This is a genomic window from Brachybacterium sacelli, from assembly GCF_017876545.1.
GTDB lineage: Bacteria > Actinomycetota > Actinomycetes > Actinomycetales > Dermabacteraceae > Brachybacterium > Brachybacterium sacelli.
Genome location: NZ_JAGIOD010000001.1, coordinates 438,096 through 457,081 on the forward strand (window position 1 = coordinate 438,096; position 18,986 = coordinate 457,081).

An 18,986-nucleotide genomic window follows, 5' to 3' on the forward strand; every position below is an offset into this window, starting at 1 on the left:
GACGGTGCTCGGCGAAACTCTAGCGACGATGTGACCGCCTGCACATCGAAACGCGGGTCACAATTCGAGCAAATCTGCGCGGAACCCGGTCCGAACACTCACGATCGCGCTCCTGTCCGGACAGGTTCACGGCGACCTGCGGCACCGCTCCAGGGCTCGACCGGGCACAGCGGGAACGGAGAACATGCTGGTCAGGTGGCGATCATCCGCTGTGGCGGAAGCGATGGAGCACCGGGACGGCGTGGAGTCCCGACTCGACCTGGTCCAGCGCGAGGTCGAGGTCCTGGAGATCGAAGCGTCGGCCGTAGGCCCGATGGGCCGCGGCCACCATGTCGCCGAGATGCGGGTCGGCGGCCACCTGCTCCGCGGCGGTGGTGCGCACGAGCAGGCGGATCGTGTTCGCCCCGGGGTGCAGCGCGTCGGTGAGATCGATCCGGTGCGGGGCGTCCCAGATCACGCCCGCATCCCGGCCGTCCACCGTGACCACCGCGATCTCCCGCACCGGCGGGGCCAGGAGCGCGCGATAGCTCTTGGGGTCGTGGGGCGAGCGCGCCAGGGGCCGGCCCGGGCCGAGATCGAGGACGAATCGCTCTCCGGGGGTGAGCGGGTCCGGGCCGAGGTCGACAACGGTCTCGTAGGTGCCCTCGTCGCAGGGCTCACTCAGCTCGGCCTCCCACCGGTGCGGGAGGGAGACCGGGACGGACACCCGCTGCGGCGACGCGGGCCCGGCCGCGAAGTGCCAGGGCCCCTCGAGCCGCCGAGTGCCGAGGAGGCGCTCCTCGCGGACCGGGGCCGGTTCCTCGTGGGATGCCGGATCCGTGGCGACCAGGACGCTCGCCTCGTACGGGTGCAGCGTGAGGACCAGGGCCTCGCCGTCCCGTGCCGCGGGTGCGATCTCCCCGCTTCGCGGGTCCCACTGCTCGACGGTGCCGCCACCTGATCGGGGCGTGAGCCGGAAGGTGCGCTGCTCGGCCCCGGTGTTGGCCATGAAGTACAGGTCACCGTCGGCCAGGCGGCGATGGATCACTCCGACCTCCCCGTCGTCGCCCTCCAGGGCGGCATCGGGCCGACGGGCATCGGCGAGCACTGCCGGGAACGTCTCGGCGTCCGCGGCGACCGTCCCTCGATACGCCGGCGAGTCCAGGGAGATCACCGTGCCCCCGGCCTCGCGCACCGCGTCGCACCATGCCCGGGCGGGCTCCGGCAGTTCGGTGACGAGGGGGAGCACCACGACGGGCGCCTCCTGCGGGGCCAGGACGGCGAGCGCATCGTCGTCGACCAGCTGGAGGTCGTGGCCGGCGCGGCGGATCGCGGCGGGGATCTCGGGGCCGATGCGGTCGCGGCAGGCGCGCCACAGGTCGAATCCTTCACCGTGCTCGGCGCGGACGTCGGCGCTGGGGAGGTAGAGCTTCACCTCGGCCACCGGTTCGCCGTGCCGCAGCAGCCAGCACAGGCGCGTGAGATAGGCGCTCAGCTCCGGCATCGCGGGCCACCAGGGGTTGCGGTCATCGAGCGCCCCGGCGGCGTAGAACATCCAGCCCAGGCCCGGGGCGTCCGGCGGCGAGTAGGGCCAGCCGTGGCCCACGAAGTGCGTGATGCCCAGCAGCAGGTGTTCGTGCGCCTCCCCCTTGAGGTCCAACGGCGTGGCGCGGAACGACGGGGAGTGCACCCAGGTCCAGATCTCGCTGGAGACCACCTCGCGGCCGTGCAGCTGGGCGGCGGAGGAGGCCCAGCGCGTCTGCGGCAGGCCGTTCCAGCCCCAGCCCTCCCCCTCGATGAGGTCCGCGAGACGCTGGGAGCTGAGCGTGACGGGCGGCTCACCGTAGGCCTGGATCCGCAGGGCGACCCCGTGCTCGTGGGCCCACTGCCGGCACACGGCCACGAAGTTCTCCTCGACCAGTTCGGTGAGGGTGCGGCCGACGTCCTGCCGCAGCCGCGCGGAACCCGGTTCGTCGACGCGCAGGCGGTACAGCAGCGGCAGCACGTCGTAGCCGCGACGGCAGGCGAACTCCTCGGCGAACCGCGGCGTCCAGTTCGCGCCGTACACCTCGAGGCTGTCGCAGAAGACCGATCCCAGCAGGTCCGCGGGGACCGCTTCGAGCAGGCTCTCGCCGACGACCTCGAGGTGGTGACGGGTGGCTTCGGCCGAGAGGTGGTCCAGCACCGGACCCTCGGCGCCCGCCGAGGCCCGCTTGACCTGCTGTCCGGTCACGCGGGACCAGGCCAGCAGCACGGTGCGGGGACCGCGGCCGGCGGGTATGCGCAGCGTCCCGCCCTCCGTCGGGAGGTGGGCCCATCCGGAGGGCGGGGATCCGTCACCGAGGTAGGCGGCGACCAGCTCGTCCCCCGGCCAGGGCGTGGTCACGGGCACCTCGAGAGCCGCAGGCGAAATGTCACGACGCTCCCAGTGCAGGGACCTCGAGGCGTGCTCGGGGCCGATGTGGGAGCCGCCGTAGGACCAGCCGCTGCCCAGCGTGACGTCGAATCGGAGGCCCAGGTCGCGCGCGGTCTCGGCGGCATGGCGCAGAGGGCTGAGCATGCGCGCGGAGAGGAACTCGTCGGCTCCCTCGGCCAACGGGTACACGAAGGCGACCTCGGCGCCGCCGAGGCCCGCATCTGCCATGGCGCGCAGCTCGCGGTCGATCTCGGCGGACTCGACGTCGGGCCCGAACCACCACCAGCGCATCATCGGGCGCGCCGAGGGGTCGGGCCGGAGGAATGCTTCGCGGGCCGAGGCGACGCTCGCGGTGCCCGTGCTGTTCGCCGTCATCGGGTCAGGCCTCCGTCGGGGTCCAGGTGCGGACCGCCTCGGGGTGGGCCCAGCTCACGCCGAGCTCGCTGAAGGGCCGGCCGCGCTCCAGGGCGGCCGCGAGGACCTGCTCGATGTCCTCGACCACCGGATGGGCGGCCTCGCCCTCGCCGTGCCAGTGCACCGCGTCCCCGGTGATCGGGGTCGGGTCGGGTGCGGACTGGATCGCCTCGAGGACGGCGCTGAAGGCCCCGGTGCTCCCCAGCGGCGTCAGCAGCTCGACCTCGCGGTCGCGCACATGGGCGATGAGGTTCCCCATCAGGTCACGGCGCTGGTGGGAGAGCTCGGTCGTGGTGCCGTCGGGACCCGTGCGCACGGAGACGTCGTCCGTGTAGTGCAGGCGGTGACTCCCGGCCGACCCGGTGACCTCGATCCAGGGCGAGGACTGCTCGGGCGCGGTGGTGGTCAGGGCGCAGAGCACCGAGGGCCCCTCCCCTGCCGGGTCGATCCGCAGGAAGGTGGTGTCGTCGGCCTCGATGTCGTGGGCACGTCGCAGCTCGGTGGTGACCGCGCCGACGTCGGAGACCTCCTGGATGCCGGCGATGACCAGGGCGGCGTGCACGGCATGGGCGAGCGGGTTGGTGGCGACCCCGTCGGCCACCCGGCGGCCGTTCAACAGGCGCCTGCCCGCCCAGGGCGAGCGCCGGTAGTAGGCGCGGTCCCGACGCCAGGCCCCGTAGGCCCGCACCGTGACGTCCTCGCCGAAGACCCCGGCGGCGACCTCCTCGCGCAGCACGTCCACGCCGGCGCCGCCGCGGGCCTGGAAGCCGACCTGCACCGCGCGTCCGGCGGTCCGGGCGGCCTCGAGCAGGGCGTCGTGGTCGGTCAGTGCCGGCACCGGTGGCTTCTCGAGATGGACGTCGAGCCCGGCGGCCAGGGTCTCGGCGGTCAGGGGCACGTGGGTGTCGATCGGGGTGGCGATCACGACGATCTCGGGGCGGTCCTCGGCCGGCACCGTGGCCAGCAGGTCGCCGAGGCTGCGATGGTGGATCTCCGCGAGCCCCGCGGGCGGCTCGGCCACGTCGACCACGCCGACCAGACGGGCGGTGCCGGCGGCCTCGAGACGCTCGAGGCCCCGCAGGTGCACCGCGCCGAAGCCGCGGGTCCCGATCAGCGCGATCCGCGTGGGCTCCCCGGTCACCGGGCGGCCCCGGACCGCTCCGCGCCGGCGGGCTCGTCGTCGCCGTGCTCAGTGTCGCCGTGCTCGGCGGCGGGGGCGGAGCGGGAGGTGCTCGAGGTGCTCGGGGCTCCCGCGTCCTCGCATTCCGCGCGCGCGAGGTCCAGGCCGAGGAAGGTGGTGACGTCGACGGGTGCTCCGGTGCTGAGGGATTCGTTGCCGCAGATGCCCACGGCGACGGCGCGCAGTCCGTCGCGGTGGTCGGAGGGGCGGCCCAGCTCGTCCTGGACGGGGCCGACGAACACGTCGCGCAGCAGCAGCGCGTCGCCGCCGCCGTGGCCTCCCACCCCTTCGGGGATCTCCACCTCACGGGCGGGCTCGAAGTGCTTCTGGACCACCAGGTGCTCACCGCGCTCCCGGATCCCGGCATCGGCCGTGGCCACGGCCACGGCGCTGGGGTCCACATGCGAGGAGGAGGGCGCGCCGTCCTCGTCCTTCGCGATGACCTCGGCCCGCTCGATCACCTCGAGCTCGGCGCGGCCACGAGTGCCGTTGACCGCGACCCGGTATCCCTCCCACGGGCTGTGGGCGTTGAGGGCATAGGTCAGGACGGGGCCGCCGGAGTAGTCGACGATCGCGGTGAGGTTGTCCTCGGTGGTGATGCCGTCCTCGAACACGGAGCGGTCGCGCCGGTAGCCGTCGTGCTGCTCCGCCTGCAGGTAGAGCGCCTCGAGCCGCTCGTCCGAGCGGAGGTCCAGCTCGAAGGGATCGTGCGGGCCGTCGTGGGTGCCGCGCTCGGGCAGGGGTGCCTGGCCGCGGGCGTTCGCGTTGTCCTGGCCGTAGAAGCGCAGTCCGCCCCGGGCGTAGACCCGTACGGGGGTGTCGGCGATCCACCAGTTCACGAGGTCGAAGTGATGGGCGGCCTTGTGGATGAACAGTCCGCCGCTGTTGGTCTTGTCGCGGTGCCAGCGGCGGAAGTAGTCCGCGCCGTGCTGGGTGTCCAGCACCCACTCGAAGTTCACCGAGACCACCTCGCCGATCTCGCCGGAGGCGATGACCTGCTTCAGCGCGGTGTTGCGGGGGCTGTAACGGTAGTTGAAGGTCACCACCACCCTCCGACCGGTGCGGTCGATCGCGTCCTGGATCGCACGGGCCGACGGCGCATCGATCGTCAGCGGCTTCTCGACGATCACGTCCGCCCCCGCCTCCAGCGACCGCACCACGTGCTCGGCGTGGAGGCGGTCCACGCTGGTGACGATGACCCGGTCCACGCGCTGGTCACGGATGACGTCCTCGAGCTGCTCCGGCCCTGCCAGCACCACCTCGGCGAAGGCCGCCATGCGGTCGCGGTGGAACTCGCGGCGAGCCGGGTTCACATCCAGCAGCGCCACCAGCTCGGCGACATCGGCATGAGGCCCCGCGATCGCGTCGAGATACATCTGGGCACGATGGCCGGAACCGATCAGGGCATAGCGGGTAGGCATGACTCTCCTGGATGAGGACGGGACGGACTGAGCAGTGAAGGGACACAGTGGGGGGACGGTGAGCACAGCGGGAGCCCGACGCTCAGCGGCGGCGGCGCGGGGACCACGGACTCCGCACCGCCTGCCGCCGAGAACGACGGGCCGTGACGAGGGGCTACTTGATGCCCGTGGTGGCGAAGCCCTTGATGAGGAACCGCTGGCCGAACAGGAACACCAGGAACAGCGGGACCAGCGAGACCACGGACATCGCGAACATCGCGCCCCAGTCCGAGGACCCCTGTGTGTCCAGGAAGGACTTCAGCGCCAGCGGCACCGTGAAGTTCTCCGGAGTGGTCAGGTAGATCAGCGAGCCGAAGAAGTCGTTCCACATCCACATGAAGGTGAAGATCGTGGTGGTCGCCAGCGCCGGCAGCATGAGCGGCAGGATCACCTGGAAGAAGATCCGGAAGTGGCCACAGCCGTCGATACGGGCCGCCTCATCCAGCTCCTTGGGGATGCCACGGATGAACTGGACCATGAGGAACACGAAGAACGCGTCCGTGGCCAGGAACTTCGGCAGGATCAGCGGGAGCATCGTGTTCACCCAGCCGGTCTGGCTGAAGATGATGTACTGCGGCACGATCACCACGTGGATCGGCAGCATCAGCGTCAGCAGCATGATCGCGAACGCGACGTTGCGGCCCCAGAACTTCAGCCGCGCGAACGCGTACGCCGTCAGCGAGCACGCGACCAGGTTGCCGATCACGCAGCCCAGCACCAGCAGGGTCGAGTTGATCAGGTAATGGGAGAAGGGTTGCGCGAGCGACTCCCACCCCCGGGCGTAGTTCGAGAAGTCGAAGCTGATCGGGAACAGGCTGGGATTGCGGAAGATCTCGTCGTTCGGACGCAACGAGGAGACCACCATCCACAGCAGCGGATAGATCATCACGATCGACGCGATGATCATCACCACGTGTCGCACGGTGCGACGCACGAGGCGCTTGGGGCGGTGATGCACCGGCACGCCGGCATCGGCGCCCGCGCCACCGGTGGCCGCGGCAGGGTTCGGTCGGCTCTGCAGATCAGTCATCGTAGAACACCCAGAACTTGGAGACGAAGAAGTTGATGGCGGTGAAGATGCCGACGATGATCAGCAGCAGCCACGCCATCGCGGAGGCGTATCCCATGTCGAACTGGGTGAAACCCTTCTGGTACAGGTACAGCGTGTAGAACATCGTCGAGTCCGACGGGCCACCCGTGCCGCCAGAGACCACGAACGCCTGCGTGAACGACTGGAAGGCGTTGATGACCTGCAGCACCACGTTGAAGAAGATGATCGGCGTGAGCAGCGGAATCGTGATCCGGAAGAACTGCGCGACCTTCGAGGCGCCGTCCACGCTGGCGGCCTCGTAGTACATCTCCGGGATCTGCCGCAGACCCGCCAGGAAGATGATCATCGGCGAGCCGAACGTCCACACGTGCAGCAGGATGATCGTGCCCAACGCGGTATCGGGATTGGACACCCACCCGGGCAGGTTCTCGAACCCGAGCATCCCCCCGACCTGGTTGATCAGACCGTTGGCACCGAACATCTGGCGCCACAGGATCGCGATCGCCACCGAACCGCCCAGCAGCGAGGGCAGGTAGAACACCGAACGGTAGAACGACAGCCCTTTGATGCCCTGGTTCAGCACCACCGCCAGCAGCAGCGCCATGATCAGCTGCAGCGGGGTCCCGACGAACACGTAGATGAAGGTGACCACCAACGAGTTGTGCAATCGGGAGTCACCGATCATCTCCTTGATGTTCGCCAGTCCCGTGAACTCCGGCGGAGCCAGCAGGCTGTAATCGGTGAACGCCAGCGCGAACGACGCGATCATCGGGATCAGCGTGATACCGAGAAACCCCAGCAGCCAGGGCAGCATGAACGCCAGCCCTGCCTTGTTGTCAGGATGTCTCTCCTTCACACCGCCCTTCTTGCGGTTCGACACCAGTTCGGTGAGTTCTCCCACCGCACTCATAGGCTTGCTCCCTTCTTCGATGGATGCACGACGCGGGCCCGAGGGGGATCGCTCCCCGTCGCAGCACCGCGACGCGGCACGGATACGCCTCAGCCCAGGGCCGAGGCCAGGTCGTCCAGCAAGCGCTGGCCGGCCTCGGCCGGAGTGAGCTCGCCGAAGAGCATCTCCTCCGTGGCGCGGGTCAGCATGTCCTCGAACTGGCCTCCGCCCTGCGGCGTGATCTCGGGGGCATGACCGAGCTCCTCCTCGATCGACTCGAGGTAGTCGACGGCCTTGGTGTCGGCCTCGTCGAGATCGGGCACGATCGCCTCGCGGACCGTGAGGTTGCCCGGCACCCCGCGCTCGACCGAGAGGATCTTGCCGGCATCCGGCGAGTTCACGAGGTAGTCGACGAACGCCACGGCGTCGTCGGGGTTCGCCGTCTGGGAGGAGACCGCCCAGTACATCGACGCCTTGTACCAGAGTTGGACGTCCGCGGCGGAGCCGGTCATCGACGGCGGGCGCAGCACCACCACACCCTCGGGGACGAGGACGTCATGGGCCACCACCTGGTTCGACCAGGCCACGGTCATGGCGACCTTCCCGGTGGCGAACAGCGATTGGTCCATGGAGCGTGAGGAGTCCTCGACCGATACGCTCGCGCCCGGCCCGGCCCCGGAGTCCTGGATCTTCTTGGCCAGCTCGAACCACGCGGTCGCGGTCGCCGCATCGAAGCCGGCGGCGCCGTCCTTGTACTGGTCCTGTCCGGACTGGCGCACGTAGACCTGGAACAGCCCCTGGATCATGCCCATCTGAGTCATGCCGTAGGTGCCCTTCCCGGTGGCCTCCGTGATGGTCACGGCGGTGTCGAGGAGCTCCTCCCAGGTCCAGGTGGAGTCGTCGGGGATCTCGACCCCGGCCTCCTCGAACACCACGGGGTTGATGAGGAACGCGAAGGCATTGAGCCCGGCGTTGATGGCGGCGAGTCCGACGTCGGGCAGCTCGCCCACCTCGACCGAGCCGGGCGCGAAGTCCGCGGTGTCCAGGCCGGCCTCGGCCAGGTCGAGCAGGGCGCCGCGCTCGGCGTACTCGGCGAGGTACTTCTCGTCCATCTGCACGATGTCGGGGAAGTCGCCGCCGGCTGTCTGGGTGGCGAGCTTGTCCCAGTAGCCGCTCCACTCGCCCGGCTCGAGGCTGATGGTGACCTCGGGCTCGACCTCCTTGTAGGCCTCGGCCACGTTCTTGGTGTTCTCGTCACGGGTGGGATTGCCCCACCACGCGAGCCGGAGCGAGCCGGCTCCTTCCTCACCGGAGCCACCGGAGCCGCCGGCGGTGTTCGGGCCGCAGGCCGCGAGTCCGGCGAGCCCGGGGGCTGCGAGTCCGAGAGCGAGCGCCTTGCGTCGAGTGAACATCAGATCTCCTTTGATCCAGGGGTGCAGCGGGAGCGAGGTGATAATCGGGGGCGACCTCGGTGGTCACCCCGGGAGGTGTGCGGGCCGCCGGGGCAGCCCTGGACGGCGGATCCGCCCTGAGCGGTGCGGAACGGGTGGCCCCGCTCGCCGCCCACACGATGAAAGGTTTCATTCCGGGTACCGGAAACTGTGGTGCCCGTCGTCCGCGACCGGCGTCGACCGCAAGACGATGCCCCTCAGGAAAGCGCTTGGCGAGCCTCCTGTCAACCCATCGCCATCACACGTGCGTCACGCTCCACCCCGGTTATGCAACGTTGCAGAGCAACGTCGTGGTGTGCGGCCCGCTCCAGGCGTGCCTGAGGGCCGTCGTCGGAGTGCCTGAACACCCTTGTGCGCACTGCTGCGCCGGGGTTAGTGTGCCACGGAAACTAATCCTGAAACGACTCAGCTTTGTGCGCCAGTCGGCCGTCGCCCATCCGCGACGGTGAGGCCACCGGAAGGATCGACGATGATCACCCGCCGACGCACTCTCACCCTGTTCGCCGCCGCTGGAACACTCCCTGCCCTCGCCGCGTGCGGCCCCAATGCCTCGCGCGATTCCGGCGGGGAGGAGGGCGATGGCACCCTGCGCTTCTCCTGGTGGGGCAATCCGGAGCGGGCCGAGACCACCCGTGCCGCGATCGACCTGTTCACGCGGAAGAATGCCGAGGTGGAGATCAGCGGCGAGCCGGCGGACATCTCCGGGTACTTCGACAAGCTGGCCACCTCCGTCGCCGCCGGGGACGAGCCCGACGTCATCACCATGGGCGGCGCCTATCCCGCCGAGTACGCGGCCCGCGACGTGCTGCTGGACCTGGGCACGGTCGAGGACGTCCTGGACCTGTCGGAGATGGACGAGGTGGCGCGCAGCAACGGGCAGGTCGACGGCATGCAGGTCGCCGTGACCACCGGGATCAACGCCCCGGGCATGATCGTCAACCGTGCGGTGCTGGAGGCCGCCGGGGTCGAGCTCCCGGACCCCGAGACCTGGACCTGGGAGGACTTCGCCGAGGCCGCCACCGCGGTCAGCGACAACTCCCCGGAGGGGACCTTCGGGTCCGGGAAGGTGTTCACCCACGACTCGCTCGACCTGTGGGCCCGCCAGCACGGGCAGATCCTCTATACGCAGGACGGGACGATCGGGGTCGATGCGGAGACCGTGCAGTCCTTTTTCGAGTTCTCGAAGCTGCTCGTGGACTCCGGGGCCTCCCCCGACGCCGACCAGCTCGTCGAGCTCGCCGACGTCGGCCCCGAACGGACCCTCGTCGGCCGCGGCCTCGCCGCCTTCATGCTCACCTGGTCCAGCTCGCTGACGACCCTGTCGGACGCCTCCGGGGCGGACCTCGAGGTGGTGAAGGTTCCCGGCGAATCGCTCGAGAGCGGCGTGTGGCTGCAGTCCTCGCAGTTCTACACGATCTCCGCGCGGACGTCGGCGCCCGAGACCGCCGCGACCTTCGTGGACTTCCTGGTCAGTGACCCGGAGGCGGCCCAGCTGTTCCTCACCGATCGGGGGGTCCCCGCGATCGAGGCGGTGCGCCAGGCGATCCTTCCCGAGCTGACGGACCCGGCCCGCAGAGAGGTCGAGTACATCTCGGCGCTCGGCGAGATGGAGCTCAAGCCCACCTGGATCGGACCGGCCGGCTCCACCGCGGTCGAGGAGATCACCCCGCGCCACCAGAACGCGGTGCTGTTCGGGGACGCGACCGCCCAGGAGGCGGCCCGGGCCTGGCACGACGACGCCGTCGCCGCCGTCACCGGATGAACGGCCGCACCCCGCTGGACCGGCTCGCTGTCGTCTCCCGCCATGATCCCCACCTGACCGCGGCGGACGACGCGATCCTCTCCGTCGGCAACGGGAGCTTCGCGGCCGGTGTGGACCGCACCGGCACCCAGACCTTCGCCGGCCCCGGCAGCGAGGAGACCCGGATCAACACGCTCGCGGAGTGGGGCTGGCACACGATGCCGACCGAGGCGCCGCAGTCGTGGGAATCCCTGCTGCATCCGTACTCCTCGCCCCGCGGGGAGGCGTGGTACATGGACCTGCCCGGCGGGACGGAGGACCCCGGGCCGGGGGCGGCATGGTTCCGGGAGAACCCGCACAAGGTGTCTCTCCTGCGCTTCGCGCTCGTGGATCGGCGCACCGGGGCCACCCCGACGGCCGCGGAGATCACCGGGGCGACGCAGCACCTGGAGCTGTGCAGCGGCACGATCCGCTCCACCTTCCGCTACCGGGGGCGGCCCTGCACGGTGACCACGGCCGCGGATCCGGAGCGGGCCGCGATCGCGATCACCGTCGACGCCCCCGACCTGGATCTCGCCCTGACCTTCCCCTACGGCACCACGGCCTGGGACCGCGCGGCGAGCTGGCGGGAGCCGGACGCCCATTCCACGTGCTGCGACGGAGACCGGATCCACCGGCACCTCGATGACCTGGCCTACGACCTCCTCGTCCGCGGTGCCGCCATGGAGCCGGCGGCCCAGCACGAGGTGCGTCTGCGGCCCGCGAGGACCGATGCGGCCGATGGGCGGAGGCCCGAGGGCACCGCACCGGGACCTCTCGATGTCGTCCTGGAGCTCGTGCCCGTTGAGGCCCCGGCGCTCTCCCTCCCGCCGGGCGAGGGCCTGCCGGGGGCCGGCGCCCCGCCACGGCGCGGTGCCCCGCTGACGGGGGCGGGCCTGCGAGAGCGCTCGTCCCGCTTCTGGTCCGAGCACTGGGAGAGCACCGGCGTGCTCGACCTGTCCCGGGCCGCGGACCCGCGGGCGGCGGAGCTCGAACGCCGGGCCGTGCTCTCGCGGTACATCCAGCGGGTGCACGCCGCCGGAGTGCTGCCACCGGCGGAGACGGGACTGCTGGCGAACTCGTGGCGCGGGAAGTTCCACCTCGAGATGCACTGGTGGCACGCCGCGCACTTCGCCCTGTGGGGTGACGCCGCGTCACTGCGCCGCAGCCTGGGCTTCTACGCGGCCGCGCTGCCGGTGGCGCGGGAGACGGCACGCCGGCAGGGCTGCCGCGGCGCTCGCTGGCCCAAGCAGATCGGCCCCGACCTGTGCGAGTCCCCGAGCGACATCGGACCGTTCCTGCTGTGGCAGCAGCCCCATCCGATCCATCTGGCGGAGCTGCTGCGACGGGCGGACCCCACCGCGGTCTCCGATCCGGCGCTGGTCGAGATCGTGGAGCAGAGCGCCCTGTGCCTGGTCGACCTGCTGCGGCCCGACGGAGACGGCTTCGGCCTCGGCCCACCGCTGATAGGTGCCCAGGAGCGGCACGTCGCCGACCGTGCCCGGCTGCAGGATGCGTCCTTCGAGCTCGCGTACGTCGCCTGGGCCCTGCGCGTGGCCGACCGCTGGCGCGCTCGACGCGGAGCCCGCGGCGCCGGCGAGCTCACCGCGATCGCCCGCCGGCTCCACCCGCCGCTGACCGGCGACGGGGAGCTGACGACCTTCCGGGCAGGGCCCGGCATGGACCGTTCGGACCACCCTTCGCACCTGCTCGCATACGGGATGGTGCCCCCGACCGGGACGGTCCCGCACGACGCTGCCGGACGGGCGCTCGAGGACGCGCTCGCCGACTGGGACTGGGAGTCGACCTGGGGTTGGGACTACCCGGCGCTGGCCATGACGGCGGCCCGCCTCCAGCGACCCGAGACGGCGGTGGACGCCCTGCTGCTGCCGACGGTCAAGAACCGCTGCGACGGCGCGGGGCACTTCCCGCAGCGCCCTGGCCTGCCCGCCTACCTGCCGGCGAACGGCGGCACTCTCACCACCCTCGCGCTGATGGCAGCAGGCTGGGACGAGGGCCCGAGCACGCCGGGGCTGCCCGCGCGGTGGGATGCCCGGTTCGAGGGGATCCTGCCGCTGCCGGCGCCGATCCGGGACGACTGAGCAGTCGGGCAGGCCCGGTCGCCACGTCTCGTTCACCTTCGCGCCACCCCGCCTGGCTAGCGTGCCCTGCACCGGCGGAGCTCGCGGACGGAGGCAGGCGTGGACGTCACCGAGTGGGCCATTGCGCTGATGGAGCTCCTCGGCGGTCCCGGCACTCTGCTGGTGATCGCCGCCGAAGCACTCTTCCCGCCGGTCCCCGGGGAAATCCTGCTGCCCTTCGCGGGAGTCTCCGCGGCGGAGAACGGGCAGCATGTGCTGGTCCCGATCCTGTGGACCACGGCCGGGTCCGTGCTCGGCGGGCTCGGGGTGTACACCGTCGGCCGCGCTCTCGGGCTCCACCGCACTCGCGCGCTCATCCGCCGGATCCCGCTGCTGGAGCAGGAGGACGTCGACGCGGCGCTGGGATTCTTCGCGCGCTACGGGTTCCCGGCGGTCGCGATCGCCCGCTTCGTCCCCATGGTGCGCACCTTCATCTCGATCCCAGCCGGCATCGAGAGGATGCCCGTAGGCCTGTTCGCCCTGGCCACGGGGCTGGGCTCGGGGATCTGGAATGCGGTGTTCGTGATCGCCGGCTACTGGTTCGGGCTCTCCGGCGGGGAGCTGCTCGAGGGCTTCGTGCGGATCTACTCCCTGCTGGTCGCGGCTCTGGGGGTCCTCGCCGCGATCGGGTTCGTGACCCGGCGCCTGCGCGCTCGACGGTCGCGCGCGGCGACGGGCGACCGGTGAGCTCCCCGCCGCCACGAGCCGGGAACCGGGACCGGCGGCGCAGGTCGAAGTGGGGGCCCGGCGCACGGCATCGGTGGGGTACGGCGCGACACACACTGCACCGGACGCACGATGCACGGCACGGCCCCCATGGCACGGTCGGTTCGCGAAGGGCCGAGCGGCCAGCGCACCGGGACGCGGCCCGCAGCGCCTACGCTCGAGGAATGAGCAGCGAGGTGCAGCCTGGCTCGGAACCGGCACGCGCAGACGTGGCGGCCGACGTCGGCCGCTGGTTCTCCACGGCCACCACGGCACCGCTGGACGGACCGGGCCCGACCCGCGGCGGCCCGCGGATGACGGCCTGGGGCCCGATGCTCGGTGCCGAGTACGGGCGCCGCAGTCCGCAGGACGAGGTCGCCGACGCCCTCGAGCTGCTGGCCGGTCGCCGGGTGGCGGTCCTGACCGGTGCGGGCATGTCCACGGGGTCGGGCCTGCCGGACTACCGCGGGCGCGACGCCGTGCCCCGCTCCCCCATGACCTACCAGGAGTTCATGGGCCATGACCTGGCCCGGCGCCGCTATTGGGCGCGCTCCACCGTCGGCTGGGAGCAGTTCCACCGGGCCCGTCCCGGCCGCGCCCACCGCCTGCTGGCGGCCCTCGGCGAGTCCACCTTCTCCACCACCGCGGTGATCACCCAGAACGTCGACGGGCTGCACCAGGCCGCCGGGTCCGCACCGGTGATCGACCTGCACGGCCGTCTCGACCGGGTGCGCTGCCAGCGCTGCGACGCCCTCTCCTCCCGCGCCGCCCTGCATTCCCGGATGCTCGCCATGAACCCCGAGCTCGCCGCCCGGTTGCCGGATCTCGCCGCCGACGCCGCCCAAGCACCCGACGGGGACGCCGAGGTGGACCGCACCAGCTCCTTCCGGTATCCGCCGTGCCCGCTGTGCGGGGGGATCCTCAAGCCCGACGTGGTGTTCTTCGGGGAGTCCGCCCGGCGCGAGGTCGTGGCCAGCGCCTACGCCGCCGTCGAGGGCGCGGAGGTGCTGCTGGTGCTCGGCTCGAGCCTGACCGTGCAGTCCGGGCTGCGGTTCGTGCGGGCAGCGGGACGGCGGCGCACACCGGTGGTGATCCTCAACGACGGGCCCACCCGCGCCGACCCCGACGCCACGCTGCGCCTGCACGGGCGCCTCGAGGACGTGCTGGCGGCGTGGGTGCCCGCGGAGAACTGAACGCGGCCTCACCCCACCGGATCGACGGACCTGGCGCCCCGGGACAGCGGGCCGCCTCAGCGGGTGACGAAAGGACGAGCCGGCCGGTCCGGTGCCGCCCCGGGCGCCCCTCGGACTTTCTCACCCCTCCGGCGGGGCCGTGACCCACGCGGCGTAGCCGCCGGCGAGATGGCGCAGGTGGCCCTCGCGACCGCTCCACGCCGGGCGCAGATGCTCCAGCGCCTGCGCAGAGCGCACTCCGCCCTGGCAGTACAGGACCACCTCGCCGCCGCCGACCCCGCCGGGCAGCACCTCGGCGCCGCGGGCGAGGACCTCGCCGAGCGGGATGGTCAGCGCGCCGTCGATGGTGCCGGCCGCGGTCTCCCATGGCTCGCGCACGTCGATCAGCGTGACGCCCGTGGGCAGCAGGTGACGCAGGGCGGGCACGTCCACGGTCTCGTCGGCCGTCGGTCCGCCCACGCGACCGGAGGGATCCGCGGCGGCCGGCACCTCGACCTTCGTCGCCGGCGCCCGCTCGGGGTCGCGTTCGATCCGCAGCGAACGGGTCGAGCTGGTGGCCTCGTCCCACAGCGCGAGGGTGCCGACGAGGGGTTCACCGGTGCCGGTGACCACCTGGATCACCTGGGAGGCCATGATCGTGCCGAGCACACCGGGCAGGGTCCCCAGCACGCCGGCCTCGGCGCAGGACGGCGCCTCGCCCGGAGCCGGGGGCTCGGGGAACACGTCGCGGTAGTGGGCGCCGCGACCCGGCCAGAACACGCTGACCTGGCCGTGGTGGCGCAGGATGGCGCCCCACACGACGGGCACGCCGGTGATCTCGCTGGCGTCGGCCACGAGGTAGCGGGTCGTGAAATTGTCCGCCCCGTCGAGCACCAGGTCGTAGCCGCGCACGAGGTCGACGACGTTCTCGGCGGTCAGTCGCACGCGGTGGGTTTCGACCATGACCTCGGGGTTCAGGTGGCGCACAGCGGCGGCAGCGGAGTCGACCTTCGGCGCCCCCAGCACGTCGGTGCCGTGGATGACCTGGCGGTGCAGGTTCGAGAGGTCCACGACGTCGTCGTCGACGATGCCGAGGGTGCCGATGCCGGCCCCCGCGAGGTACTGCAGCGCGGGGGTGCCCAATCCTCCGGCGCCGACGACGAGCACGCGGGCGGCGCCGAGCCGTCGCTGGCCGAGCGTGCCGATCGCGGCGAGAGTGATCTGGCGGCGGTAGCGGTCGATCTGGGCGGGCGTCAGCTCGGGGCCGGGATCGACCAGCGGGGGGAGGGTCACGACGCTGCCCCCTCGTCCCCCTGGCCGCCCGCGGAGGTCGCGGCGGGGAGTGCGACGACCTCCACGGCGAGCGCACGCACCTCCTCGGCGCGGCGCAGCACCTTGCCGGCGCCGGAGACATCGGCCGGGGAGCCGACTGACGGGGCATGCAGGTCCCGGGAGCCGAGGCCGGCTGGGAGATCGAGGACCTCGCCCGCGGCCGAGACGGCAGTCACGCGGGGCGAGCTCCCGGAAGCTCCGTCGCGGGCCGGCGACGGGGTCCTTGCAGCGGGGCGCGGGGTCATGATCCGACAGTATCGGGCGCGCGGAGGGCCCGCGAGGAGCCGGAATGCAGTCCGACGGTTTCGGGCGCGGGGGACCCGCGAGAAGCGGCGACGGAGCACGGCGAGTGCGGGACGCGCTCCATGGCGGACAATGGGGAGGCACCGCCGACCGCGAAGGAGTCGATCCCGATGACCACCGCTGCTCCCGTCCTCGATCTCAATGCCGACCTCGGGGAGGGCTTCGGCGACTGGTCGATGGGCGACGATGCGGCGATGCTCGAGATGGTGACCACCGCGAACGTCGCCTGCGGGGGTCACGCCGGGGACGGTGGCACGATGCGGGCCGCGGCCCGGGAAGCCGCCGCCCGGGACGTCGCGCTCACTGCGCACGTCGCGTATCCGGACCTGAGCGGATTCGGACGGCGCTTCCTCGACATCGCGCCCGCCGACCTCACCGACCTGGTGATCGTGCAGGTCGGGGGGCTGCAGGCGATGGCCGCCGCGGAGGGCACGACGGTGCGCGGCGTCAAGCCGCACGGCGCCCTCTACAACGCCCTGGCCCGTCACGAGGGGCAGGCCGGCGCGGTGGTGCGGGCCCTGCGCGAGCTCGGCGGGCAGCTGTCTCTGGTCGCTGCGCCGGGCGCCGTCGTCGTCGACCGGGCGCGCGAGGCCGGGATCGACGTCGTGCTCGAAGGATTCGCCGATCGCGCCTACCTCCCCGACGGCACCCTCACCCCGCGCACCCGTCCCGGCGCCGTGCTCACCGACCCCGAGGCAGTGACCGCCCAGGCGCTCTCGATCGCGACCGAGCAGCGGGTGCGCGCGACCGACGGGACCTGGGTGGATCTGCCGGCCCGGACGCTGTGCCTGCACGGGGACACTCCGGGAGCGGTCGACCTCGCCCGTGCCGTCCGCTCCGGCCTGCAGGCGGCAGGCGTGCGGCTGGAGGCGGCGCTGTGACCGGCGCTCCCGAGCCCGAGAATCAGCTGCCGCCGCCGCTGCGGATCCATCGCGCCGGGGAGTCCGCCCTGGTGGCGGAGTACCCCGACACCTCCTCCGTGCTCGCCGCCGCGACAGCGGTCCGCGCGCTGGCCCTCCCCCACCTGGTCGACCTGGTCCCTGCCGAGCGCACCCTGCTGCTGGCCGGCAACGCTCCCCGCGACCTCGCCGAGCTCGCCGACCTGCTGCGGAACCTGCCCGTGACCGCTGCGGAACCGGCCGGCGCAGGTGAGGAGACCCTCGCGGTGACCTACGACGGCGAGGACCTCACCGAGGCGGCCGAGCTGCTCGGACTGAGCACGGACGCCCTGATCACGGCCCACACCGGTGCCCTCTGGACCGTGGCCTTCGGGGGTTTCGCCCCGGGCTTCCCCTATCTCGTCGCCGAGGGCGATGAGGCGGCTCCGGAGGCTCCTCCGTGGGACGTGCCACGCCGCGCCGAACCGCGCACCGCGGTCCCGGCCGGCGCCGTCGGCCTCGCCTCCCGCTACTGCGGCATCTACCCGCGCTCCTCCCCGGGCGGCTGGCAGCTGATCGGCCGCACCGAGGCAGAGCTGTTCGACGTCACCCACACCCCGCCGGCGCTGCTGGGGCCAGGCACCCGCGTGCGCTTCACGGCCCAGCGGCCCTCCGCCCGGCTCTCCAGCAGCTCCAGTGCCCTGGCCCGGGCGCGACGCGAGGCCGGCGCCGTCTCCGAACGCCTCGCCCGGCGCCGGCGGCAGGCCGCCGTCTCCACCGCCCGCACCACGGCTGCGCTCGAGGTCCTCTCCCCCGGGCCGCTCCTCCTGCTGCAGGACGGCGGGCGACCCGGCCACGGCGCGATCGGCGTGAGCCCGTCGGGCGCCGCCGACCGCGGAGCCCTGGTGCGTGCCGATCTCGCCGTCGGCAATCCCACCCACGCCGCGGCGCTCGAAGCGCTGGTCGGGCCGCTGCGCCTGCGCGCTCTCGCCCCCACCGTCGTGGCCGTGTCCGGGGCGGAGGCCCCGCTCACGGTGCAGCGCTCCGACCCGGAGACCGCCGAGATCGCCGTGCCGGCCGGGCACGGGCGCGAGGTGCCGCTCGCGCTCGACCCCGGCGACGAGCTCGAGCTGGGTCCGGCCGTCCGGGGTCTGCGGTTGGTCCTCGCGGTGCGCGGCGGGATCCGCGGGGTGCGACGCAGCCCGCGGGACGACGGGACGGAGACTCCCGGCGGTTCCCCGGAGGCGGAGGGATCGTCCGACGCCCCCGTGCTCGGATCGCTGTCCCGCGACACCCTGTCGGGCCTGGGCCCGGCGCCGCTGCGAGCCGGGGACGTGCTGCTGGTGGGCGAGGAGCACGGCTTGGACGCCGTCCCCGCGACCTATGCCCCGGTCCACGACGACCCGCCCGAGGAGGACGAGGGCGACGCGTCTGCACCGGCACCGCTCGAGATCCCCGTCCACGCCGGCCCGCGCGACCAGCTGCTGGGCCGGGCCGCGATGGAGGCCCTGCTCGGCGCGGACTGGACGGTGCGCTCGGATTCCGACCGGGTCGGGGTGCGTCTGGACGGGCCTGCCCTGCCTGTGCCCGAGGGTGCCGGGGCGCTGCCCAGTGAGGCGATGGTGCCCGGCGCGATCCAGGTCCCGCCGTCGGGCCTGCCCGTGGTGTTCGGCTCCGACCACCCCACCACCGGCGGGTATCCCGTCATCGGTGTCGTCGCCCACCCGAGCCTCGACCTGCTCGCGCAGGCCGCCCCCGGGTCGACGGTCCGGTTCGACCTGGTCGACGGATCCTCGGACTGACCCCGTCGGGTCCGCGCCGAGGTGCCACGATGG

Annotated in this window: 14 protein-coding genes; 6 read left to right on the forward strand and 8 right to left on the reverse strand. The window is 72.4% G+C overall.

The window, feature by feature from the left end; genetic code table 11:
* Positions 1–202: 202 nt before the first annotated feature.
* From JOF43_RS01820 to JOF43_RS01845, 6 genes are all read right to left on the reverse strand, one after another.
* On the reverse strand, positions 203–2,770 hold the full coding sequence (locus JOF43_RS01820; RefSeq protein WP_209898270.1) for a glycosyl hydrolase: 2,568 nt from the start codon (positions 2,768–2,770) through the stop codon (positions 203–205).
* A 4-nt stretch (positions 2,771–2,774) separates the two neighbouring features.
* The gene (locus tag JOF43_RS01825; protein WP_209898273.1) at positions 2,775–3,950 is read right to left on the reverse strand and encodes a Gfo/Idh/MocA family protein; all 1,176 of its coding nucleotides are present in this window, start codon (positions 3,948–3,950) and stop codon (positions 2,775–2,777) included.
* Entirely contained in the window at positions 3,947–5,410 is a 1,464-nt protein-coding gene (locus tag JOF43_RS01830; protein ID WP_209898276.1) for a Gfo/Idh/MocA family protein, read from the reverse strand. Before JOF43_RS01830 ends, JOF43_RS01825 begins: the two co-directional genes overlap by 4 nt.
* A gap of 154 nt (positions 5,411–5,564) precedes the next feature.
* On the reverse strand, positions 5,565–6,479 hold the full coding sequence (locus JOF43_RS01835) for a carbohydrate ABC transporter permease (RefSeq protein ID WP_209898279.1): 915 nt from the start codon (positions 6,477–6,479) through the stop codon (positions 5,565–5,567).
* A complete protein-coding gene (locus tag JOF43_RS01840) occupies positions 6,472–7,410 on the reverse strand; it encodes a carbohydrate ABC transporter permease (RefSeq protein WP_209898282.1) in 939 nt (312 codons plus the stop codon). The genes JOF43_RS01835 and JOF43_RS01840 overlap by 8 nt, the downstream gene beginning before the upstream one ends.
* Before the next feature lie 89 nt (positions 7,411–7,499).
* Positions 7,500–8,801: an ABC transporter substrate-binding protein gene (locus JOF43_RS01845; protein ID WP_209898285.1), complete on the reverse strand. Its 1,302-nt coding sequence runs from the start codon at positions 8,799–8,801 to the stop codon at positions 7,500–7,502.
* A gap of 508 nt (positions 8,802–9,309) precedes the next feature.
* On the opposite strand from JOF43_RS01845, the gene JOF43_RS01850 reads away from it, so the two are divergent.
* From JOF43_RS01850 to JOF43_RS01865, 4 genes are all read left to right on the forward strand, one after another.
* Entirely contained in the window at positions 9,310–10,602 is a 1,293-nt protein-coding gene (locus JOF43_RS01850) for an ABC transporter substrate-binding protein (RefSeq protein WP_209898288.1), read from the forward strand.
* Entirely contained in the window at positions 10,599–12,722 is a 2,124-nt protein-coding gene (locus tag JOF43_RS01855) for a hypothetical protein (protein WP_209898291.1), read from the forward strand. The genes JOF43_RS01850 and JOF43_RS01855 overlap by 4 nt, the downstream gene beginning before the upstream one ends.
* A gap of 99 nt (positions 12,723–12,821) precedes the next feature.
* Positions 12,822–13,448, forward strand: coding sequence for a DedA family protein (locus JOF43_RS01860; RefSeq protein ID WP_209898294.1), 627 nt, complete (start codon positions 12,822–12,824; stop codon positions 13,446–13,448).
* 203 nt (positions 13,449–13,651) lie between these two features.
* Complete coding sequence (locus JOF43_RS01865; protein WP_209898297.1) at positions 13,652–14,659, forward strand: NAD-dependent protein deacetylase; 1,008 nt, start codon at positions 13,652–13,654, stop codon at positions 14,657–14,659.
* Positions 14,660–14,779: 120 nt separating this feature from the next.
* Here the strand turns inward: JOF43_RS01865 and JOF43_RS01870 are convergent, their stop codons facing one another.
* Together JOF43_RS01870 and JOF43_RS01875 are read right to left on the reverse strand one after the other, a co-directional pair.
* Positions 14,780–15,931: a ThiF family adenylyltransferase gene (locus JOF43_RS01870; RefSeq protein ID WP_209898301.1), complete on the reverse strand. Its 1,152-nt coding sequence runs from the start codon at positions 15,929–15,931 to the stop codon at positions 14,780–14,782.
* On the reverse strand, positions 15,928–16,146 hold the full coding sequence (locus JOF43_RS01875) for a hypothetical protein (protein ID WP_209898304.1): 219 nt from the start codon (positions 16,144–16,146) through the stop codon (positions 15,928–15,930). The genes JOF43_RS01870 and JOF43_RS01875 overlap by 4 nt, the downstream gene beginning before the upstream one ends.
* Before the next feature lie 237 nt (positions 16,147–16,383).
* Here JOF43_RS01875 and JOF43_RS01880 point away from each other — a divergent pair, with 237 nt between their 5' ends.
* Positions 16,384–17,154: a LamB/YcsF family protein gene (locus tag JOF43_RS01880; protein WP_209898307.1), complete on the forward strand. Its 771-nt coding sequence runs from the start codon at positions 16,384–16,386 to the stop codon at positions 17,152–17,154.
* Entirely contained in the window at positions 17,151–18,953 is a 1,803-nt protein-coding gene (locus tag JOF43_RS01885; protein WP_209898309.1) for a 5-oxoprolinase subunit B/C family protein, read from the forward strand. Before JOF43_RS01880 ends, JOF43_RS01885 begins: the two co-directional genes overlap by 4 nt.
* Positions 18,954–18,986: the final 33 nt, after the last annotated feature.